The sequence below is a fragment of the Acinetobacter sp. 797_lipA genome, from assembly GCF_058243025.1.
In genome coordinates, this window is the sequence record NZ_JBZAYQ010000001.1 from 1,355,880 (window position 1) to 1,379,138 (window position 23,259).

22 protein-coding genes are annotated in these 23,259 nt (G+C 41.4%); 14 read left to right on the top strand and 8 right to left on the bottom strand.

All coding sequences use genetic code 11. The features are described from left to right. Positions 1-400: 400 nt before the first annotated feature. Positions 401-3,016 (top strand): M66 family metalloprotease, encoded by a 2,616-nt coding sequence (locus AC4CU2_RS06570; protein ID WP_490769219.1) that lies wholly within the window; start codon positions 401-403, stop codon positions 3,014-3,016. A gap of 233 nt (positions 3,017-3,249) precedes the next feature. Here AC4CU2_RS06570 and rpsT read toward each other — a convergent pair whose 3' ends face one another. Further along, a complete protein-coding gene (gene rpsT, locus AC4CU2_RS06575; RefSeq protein ID WP_004696602.1) occupies positions 3,250-3,516 on the bottom strand; it encodes a 30S ribosomal protein S20 in 267 nt (88 codons plus the stop codon). Positions 3,517-3,729: 213 nt separating this feature from the next. On the opposite strand from rpsT, the gene AC4CU2_RS06580 reads away from it, so the two are divergent. Genes AC4CU2_RS06580 through AC4CU2_RS06590 form a run of 3 tightly spaced genes read left to right on the top strand, consistent with a single transcriptional unit; the run spans position 3,730 to position 5,745 of the window. Continuing rightward, entirely contained in the window at positions 3,730-4,395 is a 666-nt protein-coding gene (locus tag AC4CU2_RS06580; RefSeq protein WP_490768481.1) for a Rossmann-fold NAD(P)-binding domain-containing protein, read from the top strand. Continuing rightward, positions 4,392-4,916 (top strand): ribonuclease E activity regulator RraA, encoded by a 525-nt coding sequence (gene rraA / locus AC4CU2_RS06585; RefSeq protein WP_130235142.1) that lies wholly within the window; start codon positions 4,392-4,394, stop codon positions 4,914-4,916. The genes AC4CU2_RS06580 and rraA overlap by 4 nt, the downstream gene beginning before the upstream one ends. A 49-nt stretch (positions 4,917-4,965) precedes the next feature. Next, positions 4,966-5,745: a glutathione S-transferase N-terminal domain-containing protein gene (locus tag AC4CU2_RS06590; protein WP_004981887.1), complete on the top strand. Its 780-nt coding sequence runs from the start codon at positions 4,966-4,968 to the stop codon at positions 5,743-5,745. 157 nt (positions 5,746-5,902) lie between these two features. On the opposite strand, the gene AC4CU2_RS06595 is transcribed toward AC4CU2_RS06590, so the two are convergent. Together AC4CU2_RS06595 and AC4CU2_RS06600 are read right to left on the bottom strand one after the other, a co-directional pair. Then, positions 5,903-6,814: an alpha/beta fold hydrolase gene (locus AC4CU2_RS06595; RefSeq protein WP_490768482.1), complete on the bottom strand. Its 912-nt coding sequence runs from the start codon at positions 6,812-6,814 to the stop codon at positions 5,903-5,905. A 22-nt stretch (positions 6,815-6,836) separates the two neighbouring features. Beyond that, complete coding sequence (locus AC4CU2_RS06600) at positions 6,837-7,376, bottom strand: PadR family transcriptional regulator (RefSeq protein ID WP_058869883.1); 540 nt, start codon at positions 7,374-7,376, stop codon at positions 6,837-6,839. Positions 7,377-7,546: 170 nt separating this feature from the next. On the opposite strand from AC4CU2_RS06600, the gene AC4CU2_RS06605 reads away from it, so the two are divergent. From AC4CU2_RS06605 to AC4CU2_RS06615, 3 genes are all read left to right on the top strand, one after another. Continuing rightward, on the top strand, positions 7,547-9,571 hold the full coding sequence (locus AC4CU2_RS06605) for an NADPH-dependent 2,4-dienoyl-CoA reductase (RefSeq protein ID WP_490768483.1): 2,025 nt from the start codon (positions 7,547-7,549) through the stop codon (positions 9,569-9,571). Between the two features lie 191 nt (positions 9,572-9,762). Continuing rightward, positions 9,763-10,176 carry a nuclear transport factor 2 family protein gene (locus AC4CU2_RS06610; protein WP_490768484.1) on the top strand — a complete coding sequence of 138 codons (414 nt, stop codon included), beginning with the start codon at positions 9,763-9,765 and terminating at the stop codon, positions 10,174-10,176. 80 nt (positions 10,177-10,256) lie between these two features. After that, a complete protein-coding gene (locus AC4CU2_RS06615) occupies positions 10,257-11,354 on the top strand; it encodes a YheT family hydrolase (protein ID WP_184119057.1) in 1,098 nt (365 codons plus the stop codon). Between the two features lie 59 nt (positions 11,355-11,413). Here the strand turns inward: AC4CU2_RS06615 and AC4CU2_RS06620 are convergent, their stop codons facing one another. After that, entirely contained in the window at positions 11,414-12,583 is a 1,170-nt protein-coding gene (locus tag AC4CU2_RS06620) for an MFS transporter (RefSeq protein ID WP_490768485.1), read from the bottom strand. Positions 12,584-12,591: 8 nt separating this feature from the next. Continuing rightward, positions 12,592-13,398: a 2,5-didehydrogluconate reductase DkgB gene (gene dkgB, locus AC4CU2_RS06625; protein ID WP_062033131.1), complete on the bottom strand. Its 807-nt coding sequence runs from the start codon at positions 13,396-13,398 to the stop codon at positions 12,592-12,594. 110 nt (positions 13,399-13,508) lie between these two features. On the opposite strand from dkgB, the gene AC4CU2_RS06630 reads away from it, so the two are divergent. Next, positions 13,509-14,399, top strand: coding sequence for a LysR substrate-binding domain-containing protein (locus AC4CU2_RS06630; RefSeq protein WP_490768486.1), 891 nt, complete (start codon positions 13,509-13,511; stop codon positions 14,397-14,399). A gap of 58 nt (positions 14,400-14,457) precedes the next feature. On the opposite strand, the gene AC4CU2_RS06635 is transcribed toward AC4CU2_RS06630, so the two are convergent. Continuing rightward, positions 14,458-14,859 (bottom strand): internalin, encoded by a 402-nt coding sequence (locus AC4CU2_RS06635; RefSeq protein WP_078388789.1) that lies wholly within the window; start codon positions 14,857-14,859, stop codon positions 14,458-14,460. A 226-nt stretch (positions 14,860-15,085) separates the two neighbouring features. Here AC4CU2_RS06635 and pyrG point away from each other — a divergent pair, with 226 nt between their 5' ends. The 6 genes from pyrG to rodA all read left to right on the top strand — a co-directional run bounded on the left by pyrG (position 15,086) and on the right by rodA (position 21,303). After that, the gene (gene pyrG, locus AC4CU2_RS06640) at positions 15,086-16,726 is read left to right on the top strand and encodes a CTP synthase (RefSeq protein WP_490768487.1); all 1,641 of its coding nucleotides are present in this window, start codon (positions 15,086-15,088) and stop codon (positions 16,724-16,726) included. 31 nt (positions 16,727-16,757) lie between these two features. Then, entirely contained in the window at positions 16,758-17,615 is an 858-nt protein-coding gene (gene kdsA, locus AC4CU2_RS06645) for a 3-deoxy-8-phosphooctulonate synthase (protein ID WP_005401052.1), read from the top strand. Positions 17,616-17,675: 60 nt separating this feature from the next. Continuing rightward, entirely contained in the window at positions 17,676-18,965 is a 1,290-nt protein-coding gene (gene eno, locus AC4CU2_RS06650; RefSeq protein ID WP_490768488.1) for a phosphopyruvate hydratase, read from the top strand. Between the two features lie 7 nt (positions 18,966-18,972). Next, entirely contained in the window at positions 18,973-19,374 is a 402-nt protein-coding gene (locus AC4CU2_RS06655; RefSeq protein ID WP_010326966.1) for a septum formation initiator family protein, read from the top strand. After that, entirely contained in the window at positions 19,334-20,053 is a 720-nt protein-coding gene (gene ispD, locus AC4CU2_RS06660) for a 2-C-methyl-D-erythritol 4-phosphate cytidylyltransferase (protein ID WP_490768489.1), read from the top strand. The genes AC4CU2_RS06655 and ispD overlap by 41 nt, the downstream gene beginning before the upstream one ends. A gap of 113 nt (positions 20,054-20,166) precedes the next feature. After that, positions 20,167-21,303, top strand: a complete 1,137-nt coding sequence (gene rodA / locus AC4CU2_RS06665; RefSeq protein ID WP_004696637.1) for a rod shape-determining protein RodA — start codon at positions 20,167-20,169, stop codon at positions 21,301-21,303. Positions 21,304-21,384: 81 nt separating this feature from the next. Here the strand turns inward: rodA and AC4CU2_RS06670 are convergent, their stop codons facing one another. Together AC4CU2_RS06670 and AC4CU2_RS06675 are read right to left on the bottom strand one after the other, a co-directional pair. Next, positions 21,385-21,870, bottom strand: coding sequence for a hypothetical protein (locus AC4CU2_RS06670; RefSeq protein ID WP_114837400.1), 486 nt, complete (start codon positions 21,868-21,870; stop codon positions 21,385-21,387). 56 nt (positions 21,871-21,926) lie between these two features. Further along, positions 21,927-23,201, bottom strand: coding sequence for an MFS transporter (locus tag AC4CU2_RS06675; RefSeq protein WP_490768490.1), 1,275 nt, complete (start codon positions 23,199-23,201; stop codon positions 21,927-21,929). Positions 23,202-23,259: the final 58 nt, after the last annotated feature.

A 23,259-nucleotide genomic window follows, 5' to 3' on the forward strand; every position in this document is an offset into this window, starting at 1 on the left:
GGATTTTAATCATTTTGGATCTAAAAATTAAAATAAGCTACGTGCTTACAAAGAAAATTAATTGAAATATATTTTTTTAAAGAAATTGACTGATAAATATTGGCACTATATTGGTGCAAATTCAAATGTATAACTCATCATTATTTTTCATAAATTCAAGCCCTGTCACAGAACTTTTACTTTTCGGACTTTAGTTTCAAGACCGATAAAAAATATGTCCTGAAGTGACAAATTATGTAAATTGAATATGTATAGAAAATAGTGTTAAATAATTAAGCTTTTGATTTATATAAATTATTAATGGTTTTTTAATTTTTATTTGTGACTATTTTGGGGGGGAGATGTGAAAAGTGTGAATGAGTTCTTGTATTGCAAGCTAAGTCTTTGCGTTGTAACACTGATGTTAGCTGCGTGTGGTGGAGAAAGTGGAACCGAAAACTCTACAACGTCTGTAGTGAAAACCTATGCTGAACCTACACAGGATGTGGCTGATGGAAATACATTGGGTTATTTTGATTACGATGCAAGCTCCAATAGGCGTGTGATACGAAATGACTTAACTGGTAACTTCGAAGCAATGCTGCAATTTGGTCAGAGTCATGTGGTTGATCCAAATGGTAATGAAAGTAAAAAAATGCCGCGTCTGACGATGGAAAAAGAAGCGCTATTGTTAGTTACGCCAACTGATAGCATGGGGAAAATTGATGGTCTGAGTGCTGATATTTACATGAATAATCAGTTGCTCCGCACAGTTACATTTAACGATCCAACTCAGATTCCTCAGTCTGATCAAACCAATACCGATGAGCGTGCGCGTGTGCAATATAGTAAGCGTGCGTGGAGTGCTCAACTCAATTGGGATGAAATACGTCCAGGTTTGCGTATTCAGCTCAAAGATTCTCTTGGACGTCAGGGGCAAATTGCGGAAGATAAAATTGATTTTGCCTCTCCGGGAGAGTTGGTCTTAAATAATATTCGTATCGGCATGTTAACAGCTCCCCCTGTTTTCAATGGTCACTATATGCTGAATGATCCTGTTCGGGCAGGTTCAGATTACTTTCAAACGATTCCAGCTGCTGAAATGACCGTTGCAAAATATGATGATATTCAGTTAGATCGCGTCATGATTGCCGACGGGACGATTTACGATACGGCAAGTGCCAGCCAAGGCGGGGTTTATGAGGGTGACATGCGTGAAAACGTGGGTAAGTCGACATTTAGCGTAGGCATTAATCTAGCAAACTGGGGCATTACCAGTGCTTCGATGGCAAGTCAAAATCAACCACAATTAACCCAAACCGTAGTTGCACACCATAGCCGTGGAAAATATGCCAATGGCGAAAGTAATCATGGTTTAAGTGGTGGTAACGGCATGCTGACGTTGTATGATTCGGTTGGAAACGAGTTTAGTCATGAAATTGGACACCACTATGGACTGGGGCATTATCCTGGGCAGGAGGGTGATAACCAGTTCTGGACTTCACATCATGCGGATAGTGGTTGGGGTTACATTCCGTATCGCAATATGATGCGGGGTAATTTGATTTGGAATAATAAGGATTTATGGGCTAATTCTACAGGAATTGCAAATTTTTTAGCTTTATATCCACATAGCCGAGATGCAATGTCTGGCGGTTATGCATCAAGCTCAGTTTCACGTTATATCCACTATACGGGCTATAGCACTTATTTAAAAATTCAACCGCACTTTAACCGTTATGTGTGGGACAAGACTTCACCGACGGGTTATAAAAAATGGAATGAAGTCACACGGCAGATGGAAGTGGCTCAACCTACTATGCCAGATTCTGCTGCACCTGTTTGGTATCAACCAAAGCAAAACTATTTACGCCCACGTGTCTTTGGTGAGCCTGTAGTGACTATTTTGGGTGGCTATGACCCTGTTGCAAAGGTTGGGCTACTATATCCTGCGGCACGTTCAAATTGGGGTAATGTCTATGATTTACCCGCTGCAAATACGGCGTTAAATCAGGATGCATGTTGGTTAAATGTACAGTATCCAAATACAGTGACCAATATTGCACTGGCTCCGACACGATTAGGTAGTAATGCCAATAAATTACATGTCAATTTAGCACTTGCAGATCACCCTCAAAAAGTTGATTTATATTGTAAGCAGGCCAATGCTGCTGCCAAATTATTATCGACTACAGTGATTCCCCAATATGCTACGGCTATTACACCTGCAGTTAAGATTGGTAAAGCACAGGGTTATAAAACCTTACGCGATGTAGAGTTGCCTCTACTTGAGCAAGAGCTACTGAATCAAGCGGCGAACAATATTATTGTTTTGTCACCAAATGGTTCAATGCTTTATCAGGCTTATAAGTCATATAAAAATGAGATGAGTTTAGCTGCACAGCAGGTACTTGAGCGTTATGAAGAGCAAGAAACTAGGTGGATGCGTTTAAATCGTTGGGTAAATGTTTATTATGATGATTTAGCCAAAGATCTACCTGCTGCGATTGATGCAGTCAATGCTTTTATCAAACAGCTAGGTTTACAACAAGATGACCCACTTGCACAAAGTGGATTGTTGAAAAATAACAAAAACTGTTTAAAAACGGAGTTAACTGCGAACAAAAAAATGGATGTTTACATTAGTGGCCCGTCGGCTTGTACTGCTGATGATACTGAGCAGTGGGTTTATGACAGTTTAGGACGTATACATAGCAAAGCGGCTATGGGACAATGTTTAACGGGTAATGGAGGAAGTGCTAAAGTCACCTTGACTGACTGTGTGGTGAATAATGCAGCACAAGTGTGGTCAATGGATGCGACGACGTCTGCCATTAAACAATCAGGACAGTGCTTAGATTTAAACTCGGGTAATTTAGTAAATAACCGTCAGATTGCAATTCGATATGGTTGCTCTGGAAATAACAATCAAAGATGGACAATGCTGAACCAAAATACAAGCTTGATTTTAGCTGGGGCAACATCAAGAAATATTGGTATTTTAGTGAAAAACCTGAAGACTCAATTTTTGAATTAAACCACTGCTCATCTGGCAAATGATTTAACATGAAATGAAAAAGAGCTCCCTAAAGGGGGGCTTTTTTTGTAAGTAGATGTTCTCGTGGCCGCTAGAGAGGGTTGATAGATTCTATTTGAGTTTTAAGCTGTATTGTTAAGTAAAAGATGTATTGGAAAAGGTTTAGGCGTTGGAAGGTTCAAAAAATAGATACAAAAAAAGCCCTTTAAAAAGGGCTTTTTTTAATGCATAAATTAGTTAGCTAAAGCTTTAACTTGTGCATTTAAACGGCTCTTATGACGAGCAGCTTTGTTCTTATGGATGATGCCTTTATCAGCCATACGGTCGATTACTGGTACAGCAGTTTTGTATGCTTCAGAAGCAACTGCGTAATCACCAGCAGCGATAGCAGCTACTGTACGTTTGATGTAAGTACGAACCATAGAACGTAAGCTTGCGTTGTGTTTGCGTGCTTTAACGTTTTGACGAGCACGTTTTTTAGCTTGAGCAGAGTTTGCCACTCGTGCACTCCTTGAAATAGATTGGTCTGGGCGGGCTGAAATTCAAACTGAAAACCACATCAGAAGAACAATCACCAGCCCGTAAACAAGTGGCATATTTTGATTAATATACGCAGTGAAGTCAAGTCTTGACATGCTTTGACTATATTTAAGATACATAAAAATTCTAAAGAAAAGGTAAGATTAGCCATCTGCATGGGAGTTTGTATAAAAATGACACAAAATATAGAACAAGCGATTGTGATTGGAGCAACGGGTTTGGTGGGCATAAACCTGATTCAACAATTACAACAACTGCCAAGTTGTAGCAAAATACTGGCTGTGGTCAGAAAGCATAATGTGCAGCTCGATCACTATGACAAAGTTCAGCAACTGGAGCTGGATGATTTTTTATTACTCAACCATGAGGATGTTCAGGGCTACAGTCATGCTTTTAGTTGTTTGGGGACGACTTTAAAGAAAGCTGGCTCAAAAGAGCAGTTTTATGCCATCGACTATGTGGTGAATGCACATTTTGCTGAATTGTTTGTTTTGACCAAAACCCATTATGTGTTGATCAGTGCCTTGGGCGCGCAAGCCAATTCAAAAATTTTCTATAATCGCGTCAAAGGTGAGCTTGAAGAGACCATTCGTGGACTCGATTTATATAAGGTCAGTATTATGCAGCCATCCTTACTGATCGGACAGCGTAATGAAGGTCGCATGTCGGAAGATATTTTCCAAAAGGCTTATACCAAACTATCGCATTTTATACCAAAGCATTTTAAATATAAGCCAGTGACAGCAGAACAAGTGGCTCATACTATGGTCGAGGCTGCCCAAACGCAGACCGAAAAATTTGAAATATATGATAATTTACGCATACAAAAGACAAAATGAGGGGAAGTGTAGTGACGACAGCATTTGTGACATGCGATTTATTGGATGATCATCCTGAACTTGATTTACAAGTGGTCAGCCCATCAATGGATGGTAAGTTCTTTAAGAGCTATGGTGCGCGTAAAACCTTTGGTGGTCAGGTGGTTACGGTTAAATGCTTTGAAGATAACTCTCGGGTGAAAGAGCTGTTAGCAACAGATGGTACGGGTAAAGTATTGGTTGTGGATGGTGGCGCTTCGATGCGCTGTGCCTTGATGGGAGACTTAATTGCAGAGTCAGCAGTCAAAAATCACTGGAATGGTGTGGTGATTTATGGCTGTGTCCGTGATGTAGATGCCATTGCTGAACTAGATTTAGGTGTGCATGCTTTAGCTGCTATTCCACAAAAAAGTAACCGTAAAGGTGTAGGGGAAGTTGATATCAGCTTGCATTTTGGTGGTGTCACCATTCAATCAGGTCATTATCTCTATGCGGATAATAACGGCATTGTCATTGCAAAAGAAAAACTGGTCGATGCATAAGCACCAACCAGACTCATAACAACATCAACAAAAGATATGGACGTGTAATATGGTGAAGCATCAAATTAAAGTGATTCAGGCTCTTTTTTCTGGGCTTGCGCAAGGTGGACGTGGTGTAACAGGAACGCCGCATCCTAAACAACCTGAGCAACCTTTAAAGCTCTATGAGTTTGAAGGCTCGCCATATTGTCGTCGTGTGCGTGAAGTATTGACTTTGTTGAACTTGGATTATGAAGTGTATCCATGTCCTAAGGGTGGAACTAAATATCGCCCTTTGGTGAAACAGTTGGGTGGGAAAACCCAATTTCCTTTTTTACTTGATGAAAATACAGACACCAAGCTGTACGAATCTGAAGATATTATTCACTACTTGTTTGAACAGTATGGCCGCAGTGGTAAAACACCGAAAAAGTATGCACATTATCCCAAAACACCTTATGTTGCTTATGTTGGGACATTGGTAAATGGAGCGAGTGGAGTGTGGATCAATAAGAACATTAAAGATCGCGTAGCGCCAGAACAGCTGTTACAACTTTGGGGATTTGAAGCCAGTCCTTATACTCGGATTGTCCGTGGTTTGCTGACCGAGTTGGAGCTGCCTTTTAAGTTTCATAATGTGCCTAAAGAACGTTGGCAAGATCAAGGCCCAGCAGTACTGCGTTTGAAGCCGGGCAAGTATGTACCTTTGGCAGGTGGAAAGCGTGAGCAAGTTATGCAGGTGATGGGGCGTGATATTCAAGTGCCATATTTGGTTGATCCGAACACTGAAACGGCTTTGTTTGAGTCGGCGGATATTGTTGCTTATCTCAAGCAGACCTATGCAGCATAAGAAAAAGGCACCTCTTAGAGATGCCTTTTTTAATTCCTAAGCATTGGTGTTTTATCGGGTTGCTCTGATTTTTTGTCATTACAATGGAATGATTAAGTGTATATATATTTAGTTTTTATAAAAATATTCATTATTTGATTGATAATACGACACACATTCAAACATCCGTAGCGTTGAGGAAACGTGTAATTTCTTGGGAGAATTTGCGCGGTTCACTCAATAAAGGCGTATGCCCAGATTTTTTAAAGATCACCGTTTTGGCATGCGGTACGCTTGAGGCAATCAGCTTTTGTCCTTGAGCAGGATAAAGTTTTGAGCCTTCACCAATAAAAAATGTAGCCGGTCGGTCAATCTGACTGAGCGCACTGCGATAGTCTTCTTGATGGTCAAGATAATTTTGAATATACCAAGCCATATAGTCTAAACGCTGGATCGGGAGCATGAATTTTTGCAAGTATGGCTGTTGAAATGCTTTTTGAAATAAGGCCGCAGTTCGAGATGGCGTGGCTTGTAGTTGAATAAAAGCCAACCATTGCTTAACCAGTTCTGTACGCATAGACGCTGTTAAGTCTGAGATCAAACGATACTGTGCATTTTGGGCCAATAGGTCTGCAATGTTTTGTAGGATGACTTTGAAGTCAGCATGCTTTTCAGCAAATAAACCATGTGGCCAGTCTGCATCTACGCTAATCTTGGGAGTTTGGTCAATGTGTAAATAGCTACTGATATGGTCTTGAAAGCGACCATATTGCATACCATGCATGGCTGTCGTGGCGCCCATAGAGTAGGCAATCACATGGAATGTTGTATCAGCATATTGATTTAGAAAGCAGTTTAAATCTTGCCAGTGGCTGGAAATCGCATCCAGTGTGGGAATTTTGCACTGCGCTGAACCACCAAAACCTCGCCAGTCAGGAATGTAAAAACGGTACTTTTTACGGTGTTGATATAAAAAAGGCAGCCATTGCCAACTTTGCATCCCTAAGCCAGATAAGACCAGTACTGGTGTGCCTTGTCCAAATTCTCGAACATAGAGTTTTTCGCCATCTGGCATTAAATAATGTGGCATGGTCAATCCTTTGTGTGGTTTTTTATTTTTCGAAGTTTTTAAGTGCTGGAATTATGGTCTCTAGCCATTCAATCCAACCACATTCTAAATTAATTCCAAGTTGTAAAATCATTTTATGGATGTATAAGGTGCGATCATTTTCTTCAGCATGACCAAAGTCTTTGGCAAAAATGCTTTGGTAAATTTGTAATTTTTCTTTGTGTAGGGTGAGATGTCGTTCCAGTTCAGGCAAAACCGTGTTGCCGCCAAGTTGAGCTTCAACACGCAGTCTCACCATCAGTTCTTCACGGAGCTGGGCAGGTGGGCTTTGTTTTACCAGCCAGTCTGCAAGTTCTGTACGTCCGAGCTGTTCTGCCTGATAGGTTTTTTTACGCGAGGTTGCACCATCATCTTCTATTGTTGAAATCCAGCCTTTGCTTTGCATAGCGCTGAGTTCTCTATATATCTGTTGATGTGTAGCATTCCAAAAGAAGCCCATTGAACGGTCAAAACGACGCGCTAACTCAATACCTGTGCTTGGTTTTTCAATCAAACTGGTCAATAAAACATGAGCTAATGACATTTCGGTAATATTTCGCAAATAAAATGGACGTAGAGTCATTATGCAACATGTTGCATAAAAAACAAATCTCGATTATAAAGATAAACATTATGCAACTTGTTGCATTAAATAATTTGATCTAACCTTATATTTAAAAATACCAGCCAGCGAAAGCACGCCAAGGAGTACACATGTCTAATTATCCGCATTTACTTGCGCCTTTAGATTTAGGCTTTACCACATTAAAAAACCGCGTATTAATGGGATCTATGCACGTTGGACTTGAAGAAGTTGAAGGTGGTTATGATCGCATGGCGGCATTTTATGCAGAGCGTGCCGCTGGCGGTGTAGGACTCATTGTAACAGGGGGTATTTCACCGAATGATCATGGTGTGACTTTTCACGGTGGTTCTAAATTAGATACTTTAGAAGAAGCGGAAAAGCATAAAGTCATCACACAAGCCGTACATGATGCGGGTGGTAAAATTGCATTACAGATTTTACATACTGGTCGTTATTCTTATCAGGCTGAAAACGTTGCACCTTCTGCAATTCAAGCACCGATTAACCCTGTAAAACCCCATGCTCTTACTTCTGCTGAAGTGAATCAGACTATTGCAGACTTTGTGAATTGTGCAAAATTGTCACAAGTTGCTGGCTATGATGGTGTTGAAATCATGGGTTCAGAAGGCTACTTAATCAATGAATTTATCGCGGCACGTACCAATCATCGTGATGATGAATGGGGTGGAAGCTATGAAAATCGTATTCGTTTTCCGATTGAAATCGTAAAACGCACTCGTGCAGAAGTCGGTGAAAACTTTATTATTATTTATCGTCTTTCAATGCTGGATTTGGTTGAAGGTGGTTCGACTTTAGAAGAAGTGATTCAGCTTGCCAAAGAAATTGAAAAGGCGGGTGCAACCATTATCAACACAGGTATTGGTTGGCATGAAGCGCGTATTCCAACGATTGCAACCAAAGTGCCACGTGCGGCATTTACATGGGTGACCAAGAAGCTAAAAGGTTCGGTTCAAATTCCTTTAGTGACATCTAACCGTATTAATACCCCTGAAATGGCTGAACATGTTTTGGCTCAGGGGGATGCGGATATGGTGTCGATGGCACGCCCAATGCTTGCAGACGCTGAGTTTGTACTCAAAGCAGAACAAGGTCGTAGTGATGAAATCAATACGTGTATTGGTTGTAACCAAGCTTGTTTAGATCAAATTTTCTCCATGCAAATTGCGACGTGTTTAGTCAACCCGCGTGCATGCTATGAAACTGAACTGATTTTTAAAGAAAGTGCAGTTAAGAAAAATATTGCGGTGATTGGTGCTGGGCCTGCAGGTTTGAGTTTTGCGACTTATGCCGCTGACCGTGGACATCAAGTAACTGTTTTTGATGCAGCCAGTCAGATTGGTGGTCAGTTTAATATTGCGAAAACTATTCCCGGTAAAGAAGAGTTTTACGAAACACTGCGTTATTTCAAACGTAAAATTGAATTACAACCGAATATCAAATTGGTGCTGAATCATACCGCAACTTATGAAGAACTGAGCGCTGAAAACTATGATGACATCGTGGTTGCAACAGGCGTTACTCCACGTGAGCTAACTATAGAAGGGATTGATCACCCGAAAGTGTTGAGTTATATCGAAGTTCTACGTGAGCGTAAGCCTGTCGGTAAAAAAGTAGCAATTATTGGTGCGGGTGGTATTGGTTTCGATACAGCAGAATACTTAAGCCATGAAGGTGAAAGCGGTAGTTTAAACCCACAAAAATTCTATGATGAATGGGGAATTGATACCAGCTATGCACATGTCGGTGGCTTAAAACAGCCAGTCTTGGAGCAATCGGATCGGAAAATTTACCTTCTACAGCGTAAAGCGAAGGCAGTCGGTGCAAGCTTAGGTAAAACCACGGGTTGGATTCACCGTACAGGGCTAAAACATCGCGATGTAAAAATGATTGCAGGTGCAAGCTACGACAAAATTGATGATCAAGGTCTCCACATTACAGTGAATGATCAGCCAACGGTTTTAGAGGTTGATCACGTGATTATCTGTGCAGGACAAGAGTCTTATACTGCAATGTACGACCAATTAAAAGCCGATGGTAAAAATGTGCATTTGATTGGTGGTGCGAAAGAAGCAGGTGAGTTGGATGCGAAGCGTGCGATTCGTCAAGGCGCTGAACTGGCTGCGACCATTTAATCGATAACAATAATTTATCAGCTTAAAATTTGTAATAAAGCTCCCTCTCCTATACGGAGAGGGTTTGGGAGAGATATTTTCTAAAATATTATCTTTTCCCTCGTGTAGCCTTTTCCATGAAACGTATGTGGTCTAAGAGAAGGTGCTTTTATTGCAGATTTGAGTGGATTCACTTTCATAAGGACATAAGAATGAGTTTAGCAACAACAAAACAAGCATTGGTACGCTGGCATGATATGGCCACGACTCGTGATATGAGCATCTTAAATGAGCTTTTAGCAGAAGATGTCGTGTTCCGTTCACCTGTGGCATTTAATCCTTATCCGGGTAAGCAAGTGGTTTTTTTTATTTTAAGTAATGTGATTCAGGTTTTTGAAAACTTTACTTACCACCGTGAATTTTTTACAGAAGATGGTTTAAGTGTCGTCCTTGAGTTTTCTGCCAATGTCGGCGAAAAAAAGCTCAAAGGGATTGACATGATTCGTTTTAATGAGCAAGGTCAAATTGTAGATTTTGAAGTGATGATCCGCCCTAAATCTGGGCTAGAGGCCTTAGCTGTACAAATGGGACAGCGAATGGCAGCTTTTTCACCTCAAGCTGGATGATAAACGTGTGACTTGTTATTTATAGTTAGGCAAGAAAATTGATGCATCACCAAGAAAGATAGGAAAAAGAAGGTACTGATATGAATGCTGTGTTCAGTTTGCTAAACCAATTAAGCCAAACGGCGTGGGATCGAGTGACTGGTGCGGAACAACCGAAGCTCTATATTAACCCTCAAGGGCAAATTCAAGAGACTGTTGGGGCGCTTACACAGCTTCAAGAAAAGTACCGACCAACGCCGTGGTTATCCAACACGCATGCCCATCTTTTGTATTTTGATGTGATTCGCAAGCGTCGAATTCAATTGGAATACGATCATTTTGATCAGTTAGAGATGCAAGACGGTGGGGTCACTGGCATCATGTGGTTTGGTTATGACTTGCCTGAAGCGACGCCAACAGTTGTGGTTATGCATACGATTACAGGCTCTCCTGAAAGTATGCGTGAGGTGGTGCGTGACTTAAATCGCTATACGGGTTGGCGTGTTGCACTGTGCTTACGCCGTGGACATGCAGACCTTCCAATGCCTGTACCCAAAATGAATCTTTTTGGTTCAACCGATGATTTACGTGAGCAAATTGCCTTTATTCAAAGTACATTTCCAAGTTCAATGTTGTATGCGGTAGGCTCTTCTGCAGGAACAGGGCTTTTGGTGCGTTACTTAGGCGAAGAAGGGAGTCAGACCCCTTTTAAAGCGGCTTTTGCGCTGTGCCCAGGTTATAACACGGAGTTGGGTTTTGTAAATGTGCATCCCTTTTACAGTAAAGTCATGACCAAGAAGCTGTTTAAGAAATTTATTTTTCCCTACCAGCAAACGTGGCAACAAACAGCGTCTGTGTCGCAAGTCTTAATGACCAAAACCTTGGCTGAGTTTGAGTCCAGTTATTATGAAATGGCGGGTTATGTGGACTATGATAGTTATAACCAAGCCACAAACCCAATCTATGTATTTGAAAATGTCACCATTCCATTGCTGATTTTAAATGCAGAGGATGATCCCGTCTGTCACATTAAAAATTTTGAACCGTATAAAGACATGATCCGTCAAATGCCGAATATTGCCGTTGTGACCACCAAAAAAGGCAGCCATTGTGGCTTCTATGAAGGGGCGCTTAATACTGAGTCTTGGGCAACCAAGCTGATTGCGGATTTTTTGAAATTGGAACAACAAAAACACTAAGTATAAAAAAGACCTACAGCAGTGTAGGTCTTTTTTTGATTGGTTTAGTCGTGTAAGGCTTAAACGGCTTCACAAGCTTTCTTGCTGAGACCGAACTTCATCTGCAGTAAAACCAAGATTAAGGCCATAAAGCTGAGTGCGGCACCTGCATATGAAACCGCTGCATAGCTGAGTTGCATACTTAATACGGTTGCTCCTGCAAAGGCACCTAAGGCATTGCCTAAGTTAAACGCGCCAATGTTAACGGAAGAGGCGAGACCAGGCGCATCTGCTGCAACTGACATGACGCGCATTTGCAGTGGTGGTACTACCGCAAATGCTGCCGTACCCCAAATCACTAAGCCAATCGCTGCACCAACGGTTGTTTGCGCTAATACTGGGAAAACAAGCATCATCACCATTAAAAGTATAAGGAAGCCTATCAGGGTTTTCTCTAGGGATAGATCGGCAAACTTTCCACCCAAATGATTACCAATGGAGAAACCAATCCCGATTAAAACCAACATTAAGGTGATGGTTTGCGGTGATGCCTGCATAAATACATGTAGGCTCGGAGCAATGTAGGTATATAACGCAAACATTGCGCCCGCGCTCATGACCGTGGTTAATAAAGCAAGGACGACAGGCGCACGTGTTAAAACACGTAATTCTTTTGCTACATTCGGTTTAACCATATCGTGATCTTGTGGGAGTGCTTTCCATAGTGCCAATATGGTCATAATGCCTAAGATTGAAATCGCAGCAAAAGCCATGCGCCAACTGGTATTTTGACTGAGCCACGTTGCAAGTGGCACACCGCCAATATTGGCAATGGTGAGACCCATAAACATCATGGCGACTGCACTGGCTTGTTTGTCTTTAGGCACAACACTGGCCGCCACCACCGAACCTAAGCCAAAGAATGCACCATGGTTTAAACTGGTAATTAAACGTGCACCCATTAAGCTCATATAATCAGGTGCAACGGTCGCCAACACATTCCCAATCGTGAAAATAGCCATCAATAGGATTAAAGCGGTTTTCTTAGGAAAGCGTGCCAGCCATAAGGTCATGAGCGGAGCCCCAATTATGACACCTACTGCATAGGCACTAATCAGCAGTCCGGCTTGTGGAATTGAAACGGACAAATCGTTGGCAATTTCAGGCAAAAAGCCCATGGGTGAAAACTCGGTGGTTCCAATGGCAAAAGCACCCACTGCAAGTGCCAAAAGTGGAAAATTAATTTTCATAGCGATGCTCAATCCCACATCGGTGCTAATCCCTCAGGACTAACTTCACGTTGATTTCGGTCTAATTGCGTAATTGCCATCATTTCTTCAGTCGACAGTTGAATCTCTTGCGCCTTTAAGTTGGACATCAAGTGTTCACGTTTGGTTGAAGAAGGTATGACTGCAAAACCACGTTGTAATGCCCAAGCCAAGCTAATTTGTGCAGTTGATACCTGATGTTGCTGCGCGATGTGCATTAAAACAGGATCATTCAAAACCTTACCGTAAGCCAGTGTCATATATGAAGTGACATCAATGTTTTGCGCTTGGAGGAAATCAACCAGTTGATGGTTTTGTAGGTAAGGACTGAGTTCAATTTGGTTGGTTGCGATGTTTTCCAGCCCAATACTCTCAATCGCCTGTTGAGTCAGCTCAATATTGAAGTTAGAAATACCAATGTTCTCAGTCAAACCTTGTTGTTTTGCCTCCAATAAGTTCTGCATGAGTTCTGTAATGTTCACACCTGTACTTGGGGCAGGCCAGTGGATCAAGGTTAGATTCACGGTATCGGTTTTTAGTTTATGCAAACTTTCTTTTAAGCTTGGAATCAATTTTTCTGCTGAGTAATTTTCCGTCCAGATTTTTGTGGTGAGAAAAAGATCTTGACGGTTGATACCACTGAGTTCAATGGCTTGACCAACTTCAGCTTCATTACCATAGATTTGAGCAGTATCGACCGCACGATAACCGACTTCTAGTGCAGTTTTCACAGACTCAATGACAGTGTCACCTGTTAAACGGAAAGTACCTAGGCCGAATTGAGGAACGATATTCATTTTTTACTCGATAACTTGTTTCATGGAATGAGGCTATTTTGTAGAAAAAAGACTTGCTTAAAAACTGGGTAATTTGCAAAATATTATTGACTATTAATCAATAATTACACATGAAATCAACCATAGAAGAATTAACGGCTTTTGTGAGCATTGTTGATAGTGGCTCTATCGTCAAAGCTGCGCAGCAATTGGATCAAACCACATCAGGTGTCAGCCGTGCCTTACAACGTTTAGAGTCGAAGTTGAATGTGACGTTGCTGGAACGAACGACACGGAAGCTCAAGCTGACCTATGAAGGACAGCAGTTTTTGGCAAAGGCGCGTAAAATTTTACTCGATCTGACCGAAGCTGAAGAAAGTCTGCAAAATACTGATGCTGAGGCGTCTGGTTTAATTCGGATTGATTCAGCAACGCCTTTTGTACTGCATGTGATAGTGCCGCTGATTGAAGAATTTATGCAGCACTACCCAAAAATTGATATAGAAATTACCAATCACGATCAGGTTATAGACTTACTTGAACATAAAACCGATGTCGCGATTCGGTTTGGTGAGTTGGCGGATTCAAGCTTACATGCCAAGCTGCTTTGCAAAAGTCGTTTATATATTGTGGCAAGTCCGATTTATGCACAAAAACATGGTCTACCTAAAAATGCAGCAGAATTAAGCTCACATACTTTGCTTGGTTTTAGTCAGCCTGCACATTTAAATACGTGGCCTATTCAGTTGGAGGATGAACCTTTAACTATTCAGGCCAAAATTAAATGCTCAAATGGTGAAACGGTTCGTCAGTTGGCATTGCAAGGGGCAGGGATTGCGTGTTTGTCACGTTTTATGGTCGAGCAAGATATTCAAGATGGGCGGTTTATTGCTTTGTTGGAAGACCAAATTCAGATCAAAGAGCAGAAAATACATGCAGTCTACTATCAACAGAACTATGTGCCAAAGCGTATTCGTTTATTTATTGATTTTCTTGTAGAAAAATTAAAAGACTACTTATAAATCAGCAATAAAAAACCCGATATCAATCGGGTTTTTTTAATCATCTAAATAGTGATAATTAGTTTTCTAAAGCTGGTGTCGCTGCTGCAATGGCTGCTGCAACGGCATCGTCTTCAGTTTGTGCATTTGGGTTTGTATTACTTGGACGTGCTTGCGTTGGTTTTTCTTCAGCTTTTGGTGCTTCTGCTTTAGGTGCAGGCTGAGCTGCTGGAGCAGGTGCTGGCGTTTCACGACGGATCTCGGTAGTTGTATTCGGTGTTTCTTCGCGAATCACTTCAACTTGCGCTGGAATCTCCGGCTCAGACGCTGCTAAAGGTTGCAGTTCAACAGTTTGTTGTTGCTCTGTAGTGACGACTTCAACTTGTTCTTGTTCATCTTCTTTAGGCGCTTCTTTCTTTACACATGCTGTTAATAGTAAGCCTGCTGCAATGGCGCCACAAATTAAAAGTTTTTTATTCATAATTACATAAAATCGAGTGTTTGAAGGATCGTGCCATTATAACAGCAAAATGCAAGATGAAAATCCTATGAACTTAGCTTAATTTTATCTGCCAAATGCTGATAGAATATCCAATTGTTTATTGTTCTATGAATTGATGCGGATTGACTTTGCTTTATTGGTACAAGGTAAAGTAAAATTGCGCAACATTGCAGGCCGAATTAGGCTCGATTGTACGAGAAACCCAATGACCCATTTTATTTTCGTGACTGGTGGTGTAGTTTCATCACTAGGTAAAGGTATTTCAGCTGCTTCAGTTGCTGCGCTTTTAGAAGCCCGTGGATTAAAAGTAACCATGGTAAAAATGGATCCATACATTAATGTCGATCCAGGGACTATGAGCCCGTTCCAACATGGTGAAGTTTTTGTCACAGAGGATGGTGCAGAAACCGATTTAGACTTGGGTTATTACGAACGTTTCTTGCGTCGTGCGAAAATGACCAAGTTAAATAACTTTACTTCTGGTCGCGTATACCAAGACGTTTTAAATAAAGAACGCCGTGGTGACTACCTTGGTGGAACTGTTCAAGTTATTCCACATATTACAGACAACATCAAAGAACGTGTACTTCGTGCAGGCGAAGGTTATGACGTTGCGATTGTTGAAATTGGCGGTACAGTAGGTGACATCGAATCTCTCCCATTCATGGAATCTGTACGTCAACTTATGGTTGAACTAGGTCATAAGCGCACTATGCTTATGCACTTAACTTTGCTTCCATATATCAAATCTGCGGCAGAGTTGAAAACTAAACCAACTCAACACTCGGTAAAAGAATTGTTGTCGATTGGTATTCAGCCAGACATTTTAATTTGTCGTACTGAATATGATGTTGATGCAGACACGACCCGCAAAATTGCTTTGTTCACTAACGTAGAAGCACGTGCAGTTGTGGTGTGTAAAGATGCGCGCTCGATTTATCAAATTCCACGTACATTCTACGAACAAAACGTTGATGATTTAATTTGTGAACGTTTTGGCTATAACGATCTTCCTGAAGCTGATTTAACAGATTGGGATAATGTTGTAGAAGCATTACTTAACCCTGAATACACAGTACGTGTCGCAATGGTGGGTAAGTATGTTGAACTTCCAGATGCTTACAAATCTGTAAACGAAGCACTTTTACATGCCGGTATTCAAAACCGTGTGAAAGTGCAAATCGACTACGTAAACGCTGAAGAGCTTGAAAGCCAAGATGTAGCAGAAGTATTGAAAGATGCAGATGCAATCTTAGTTCCGGGTGGTTTCGGTGAACGTGGTACTGAAGGGAAAATGCAAGCGATTAAGTTCGCACGTGAAAACGGTGTTCCATTCTTGGGTATCTGTTTAGGTATGCAGTTGGCTGTGATCGAATATGCACGTAATGTCGTGGGTATTAGTGATGCGAGTTCGACTGAATTCAACCGTTCGACTAAGTCTCCATTGATTGGTCTAATCACTGAATGGTTAGATGAACGTGGTGAAGTTCAACAGCGTAATGTTGATTCTGATCTTGGTGGTACGATGCGTCTTGGTGCTCAAAAATCAGAATTGGTTGAAGGCACCAAAACACGTGAAGTGTATGGTTCAGCAGATATTATTGAACGTCACCGTCACCGCTATGAGATGAATAACCGTTTTATTCCAGCGCTTGAAGAAGCGGGCATGAAAATTTCGGGCTATTCACCTGTACAGCACTTAGTAGAAACAGTTGAAATTCCTCAACATCCTTGGTTTATTGCTGTACAATTCCACCCGGAATTTACAAGTTCACCACGTGATGGACACCCATTATTCGCTAGTTTTATTGATGCTGCGAAAGTACAGTACAAAAAAGCGAAGTAATTTGGGTTAAGTAATAAACTAGGAAGTTTAAATGTCACAATTAAAACCACAAGAAATTGTACGTTTAGGCGATATACAAATGGCAAACCACTTGCCATTTGTACTATTCGGCGGCATGAACGTACTTGAGTCTAAAGATTTGGCTTTTGAAATTGCAGAGACTTATGTCGACATCTGCAAGCGTTTGGAGATTCCTTACGTATTTAAAGCCAGTTTTGATAAAGCCAACCGTTCAAGCTTGAACTCGTTTCGAGGGCCAGGCCTAGAAAAAGGGATTGAGTGGTTAGCTGACATTAAAAAACATTTTAATGTACCCATTATTACTGATGTACATGAACCTTACCAAGCTGCACCTGTAGCGGAAGTTGCGGATATTATTCAACTTCCTGCTTTTCTAAGTCGTCAGACGGATTTGGTTGAAGCGATGGCCAAAACGGATGCCATCATTAACATCAAAAAAGCACAATTCCTTGCACCTCATGAAATGCGCCATATTTTGCATAAGTGTTTAGAGGCAGGGAATGACAAGCTCATTATTTGTGAACGTGGTTCGGCATTTGGTTACAACAATTTGGTTGTAGACATGTTGGGTTTCGACATCATGAAAGAAATGAATGTCCCTGTGTTCTTTGATGTGACCCATGCGCTTCAAACTCCGGGTGGTCGTGCAGATTCTGCGGGCGGTCGCCGTGCGCAAATCACGACACTTGCTCGCGCGGGAATGGCAACAGGTCTAGCAGGTTTATTCTTGGAAGCGCATCCTGACCCAGAAAAAGCCAAGTGTGATGGACCATGCGCATTGCGTATGTCTCAACTTGAGCCTTTCTTGGCACAGCTAAAAGAATTGGACACCTTGGTTAAAGGTTTCAAAAAGCTAGATACACACTAAATTATAAACTCATTGATGCCATCTAAAGCATCTCGTTATTAATCAACTGAGGAATTGTTCATGAGCCAAATCGTTGACATCCGTGCACGTGAAATTTTGGACTCTCGTGGTAACCCAACCATCGAAGCAGACGTAATCTTAGCATCTGGCGTAGTTGGCCGTGCATGTGCACCATCTGGTGCTTCAACTGGTTCTCGTGAAGCTTTAGAACTTCGTGATGGCGACAAAGCACGCTATTTGGGTAAGGGTGTTAAAAATGCGGTTAATAACGTAAACACTTTGATCCGTGATGCTCTAATGGGTAAATCAGTGTTTGAACAAAAAGACATCGACAACACCATGATTGCGCTTGATGGTACTGAAAACAAAGAAAAATTGGGTGCGAATGCAACTTTAGCTGTATCACTAGCTGCTGCACGTGCTGCTGCTGATGAAAAGAAAATTCCTCTATTCCAATACATTGCAGACTTACGTGGTCAAACGATTTTGACTATGCCTGTACCAATGATGAACATCATCAATGGTGGTTCGCATGCAGACAACAATGTGGATATTCAAGAGTTCATGATTGAGCCTGTGGGCTTCAATTCATTCTCTGAAGCATTACGTGCAGGTGCTGAAATCTTCCATTCTCTAAAATCAGTTTTAAACAAAAAGGGTTTAAATACTGCTGTAGGTGATGAAGGTGGTTTTGCACCGAATTTGCGTTCAAACGAAGAAGCAATCACAGTTATTCTTGAAGCGATTGGTCAAACTGGCTACAAAGCGGGTTCTGATATTATGCTTGCGCTTGACTGTGCATCTTCAGAATTTTACAAAAATGGTCAATACATCCTTGCTGGTGAAGGCAATAAAGCATTCACAAGCAACCAGTTCTCTGACTATTTAGCTGGACTTGTAAACCAATATCCAATTATCTCAATTGAAGATGGTTTAGATGAGTCAGATTGGGAAGGTTGGTCTTACTTGACGTCTATCCTTGGCGACAAAATCCAGTTGGTGGGTGATGACTTGTTCGTTACAAACCCGAAAATCCTTCAACGTGGTATTAATGAGAAAGTGGGTAACTCTATCTTAATCAAGTACAACCAAATTGGTACGTTGACTGAAACTCTAGATGCAATCTATCTTGCGAAAGAAAATGGTTACTCTACAGTGATTTCACACCGTTCTGGCGAAACTGAAGATTCTACGATTGCGGATCTTGCGGTGGGTACTGCAGCTGGTCAAATTAAGACAGGTTCACTGTGCCGTTCTGACCGTGTAGCGAAATACAACCAATTGCTTCGTATTGAAGAATTGACAAATGCTGCTTACCGCGGTAAAGCTGAGTTTAAAGGTTTAAACTAAGCGACTGATGTCAATGTTCAATGTATTCGACTCGTTGATGAGTAAAGTACTACTAGGCCTTGCGATCATTTTGATCGCAGGGTTTCAGTATTTATACTGGTTTGGTGAGGGTGGTTATCAAGACCATTTACAACTCACACAAAAAATCCAACAACAAACTGAAATTAATAACGACTTAAAAGAACGTAATCGCGTCTTGGCAGCTGAGGTGTATGATTTAAAAAATGGTATTGAAGCCATTGAAGAGCATGCGCGTTTAGACTTGGGTTTAATCAAACCCCGAGAAACGTTTATTCAAATGAGTACCATCAGTACTCAATATAAGCCTGTTTATATTGATCCTAACGCCCAAATTGATTTGCGAACCAATGAAGACGATGAGCCTGAAACCCCTCCAGCTACTCCATAAATTGTGGGCTATTATTCCTGCTGCTGGCTCGGGTAGTCGCTTTTCTAAAACTGAACTAAAACAATATCAAATGATTGGACAAAAGACCGTACTTGAACATACGGTTTTACGTCTTAATCAATTGCCTTTGCAGGGCTATGTTTTGGCGATTGGTTCAGATGATGATGTTGCTCAAAGTTTGCCTTTTACTCACATAGAAAAAGCACATTTCTGTGAAGGTGGTGCTGAGCGTGTAGACTCAGTGCTCAATGCGCTCAATTATCTTTCCACAATCGCTGATGCTGACGACTGGGTCTTTGTCCATGATGCAGCTCGTCCATGTGTCACGCAGGATTGTTTGGTGAGACTGGTTGACACTGCTATTCAGTCCAATACAGGGGCAATTTTAGCTATTCCTGTTAGAGATACTTTAAAGCGTGTGATCTCAGCGCAAGATATTCAAGAAACCGTTGATCGTTCAGAGCTTTGGCAGGCACAAACCCCACAGATTGCTAAACTGGGGGTGCTAAAAAAAGCAATTGAACATGCGCTAGAGGCACAAGCTTTAATTACAGATGAAGCCAGTGCTTTAGAGTTTGTAGGTGAAAAGGTTCAAGTCGTACAAGGGCGCTCCGATAATATTAAAATTACCTATCCAGATGACCTTGAGCTTGCACGCCTGATTTTGGCGGCACAATAAGAATTATTTGGATTTATTGGGCTAAAACTACAGAAATATGGGTTTGAATGATGTTATCTAAAACACTTTGAACTTATAATTTGCCCTGTCTTTAGCTCATTCAATTTACGCAAATGATACCATCACAGCAGTATCGTTTTTTACGTCAGTCTTTACGTGACGGTAGAAGCATTAAACATGACTCATCTCGCTGGGCTAAATTACATTTAGATCCATGGCTTTTATGCTTTCTGATTTTAAATGCCGTGTTGGGATTGTTGGTTATTTATAGTGCTTCAGCGCAAGATATGGGCATGGTGTTTCGCCAAGCCACGAGCTTTGCTGTGGGCTTCATTGTGATGATTATCTGTGCGCAAATCCCACCCAAAGTCTATCAGGCCATTAGTCCTTATTTTTTCATCTTTGCTGTGATTTTAATGGTACTGGTCTTGGTGGTGGGCGAAACCCGCATGGGAGCAAGACGTTGGATTAGTCTACCCGGTATTGGTAGCATGCAGCCTTCTGAGTTTATGAAGTTTGCCATGCCTTTGATGATGGCGTGGTACTTTGCAGGCCGCGCATTCCCGCCTAAGTTTATGCATATTGTGATTTCGTTGGGCATTATGATGTTGCCATTTTTATTGGCGGCTTTACAGCCCGACTTAAACCTAGGTCTCTTGATTCCTGGTGTGTGCGTCATTTTCCTCAGCGGTATCTCTTGGCGGCTCATTGCTTTGGCCTGTGGTGCGTTGGCTGTTGTGGCTCCCTTACTTTGGATGTTCTTTTTGCAAGAGTACCAAAAAAAGCGAGTGCTCACTTTATTTGATCCAGAGTCGGATGCATTGGGTGCCGGTTGGAATATTATCCAATCCAAGATTGCCATTGGTTCAGGTGGCTTAATGGGGAAGGGTTTTACAGAGGGTACACAGTCACATTTAGGGTATTTGCCTGAGCACCATACCGACTTCATTATGTCGACGTATGCGGAAGAGTTTGGCTTTATTGGGGTGTTCTTGCTGTTTAGTTTGTTTGCGGCCATTATCATTCGTTGTTTGATTATTGGTATGAACAGCTTCCATAATTTTGGGCGTTTATACGCGGGTGCTGTGGGCTTAACGTTCTTCTTCTTTGTATTGTTAAACTCGGGGATGGTCAGTGGGATTTTACCTGTAACAGGTGATCCATTACCACTGATGAGTTATGGGGGGACCGCGGTGATTACCATGCTAGCGAGCATGGGCATTGTGATGTCGATTCATACTCATCGCTAGAGTCTAAAAGAATCAAGCCAGCGATATTGCTGGCTTTTTTGTGCTTAAAATAAGAAGAAAACGCTAACGGTTTTTTGATCTTTATAAAGCACCATATTGCTGCCATGTTTCGCCTGTATGCAGGCTGTCATAATAGTCTTGTAGAGTATTCAAGTCATGGTATTGCGTATAGGCCAGTACTAAAAACCCAAAAATTAAAGCTGCCTTCAATAGATTTAAACGCGAATGTTGCTGTGAAAAATAGCCTAAGCTAAGTAGGGTGAGTATGACTGAGGGAAGAATGGCAATACTCTCAGGCTGAGAAAGAAACGTCCAATGATTGAGATAAATCAGAATTAGAATGAGTCCAATCAATCCCATGTAGTTATAGATCTTCTTATTTACAGATGCTTTAAAAACATTAATGGTTTGAAATATTAAAATCAGACTACTGAAAAGGTATGCGCTTTTTCCACCAATAATCACACTATAGATTGCATTGAATAGGCAATAAGCCAACAACATGGATAGTACGAAAGAATAGAGTTTGACATAGAGAGTGTGTGAAAAGTGGAGAATCTGTTTCATAATTTGCTCTATTGAAAACTCACATCATATTAAAAGAAGATTTGAAGCTTAACATGCTATTCGATTCTTGTGACGGTGGCATGTTTTTGTTGTGTTGGAGATGGCTTGAGTAAATGTCGCGGACGAGTAGAACTTAGACCACAGATCATTAAACACAGCGTCCCGCCAATAAGTACTGCTGGCACTACCGAAAAATAGCGCGTCATCAGGCTCATGTGTAGGGCACCGAGTTGATTACCTGAAGTCACTAAGATGCCATTTAAAGCGGCTACACGTCCTAATAGTGCTTTTGGGGGGAGTTGCTGTAATAAAGTTTGTCGAATGACCATACTGATACTATCAAAGGCACCGATCAAAACAAGAAAGAAGACTGAGAGCCAAATATGGGGGGATAGTGCGAAAGCTAAAGTACACAAAGCAATTGCAAAACTACTATAGAGCATGTTTCTCCATGCATTTTGCATTGGAGAATAACAGGTAAGCACCAACATCATGATACAGGCGCCAATGGCTGGGGCCGCTCTGAGTATACCTAAGCCTTCAACGCCTAGATGCAGGATCTCGTGTGCAAAAATAGGCAGTAAGATAATGACACTACAAAAAAGCATGGCGCTGAGATCCAGCAACATACTCCAAAACATCAGTGGATGTTTAAAGATAAACCAATAGGCCTCTTTTAAGCTTTTGCTTAAATGTTGTTTATGCGGGCTTGGGAAGTCGCGAGCGCTTAATGCGAATAAGCAGATGCTACCTACGCAACATAAGAAAAAAACGATAAAGAGAGTTTTTTCAAGCCCAAGTTGGCCAAGTAACAGTCCTGCACATAAGGGTGCTAAGATGCCGCCCATTTGCCAAATGAGAGCAGTCCATGTGGCTGCATTGCTATAGGCTGACTCTGGGGTTAGAAAAGGGCGTAATGAATTAAATGATGGGCTGTAAATGCCTCTAAGTATGCCTAAGCAAAAGATGAGGCTATAAATGCCGCATAAAAGTGTATTTTGTTGAATGTGCTGTTGTTGGTACTGAAAAAAAAGAACAATAAATAATAATGGAATTAAAGTGCTACAGCTAAAACTCCACTGCACAATTTTTTGTCGGTTATAGCGATCAGCCCAGTCGCCACTGATCAGGGAGAGGCAAATAAAGGGGAGTAACTCAATTAAGGCAATCATGCCAAGGCTGAGTGGATTTTGAGTGAGTTGATAGATACTATAGGCAATGACGACTTCTTGAATCATGATGGTTAGAATTAAGCACAACTGATTGACACTCAGAAGTGAAAAATCACGTGAATGAAAAGCCAAAAAAGCATCGGAATGGAAAAGCGACATAAACAGAATAGTTTCAAATATGAATTAAAAAAGGATGGCGCAAAGTCCATCCTTTTTA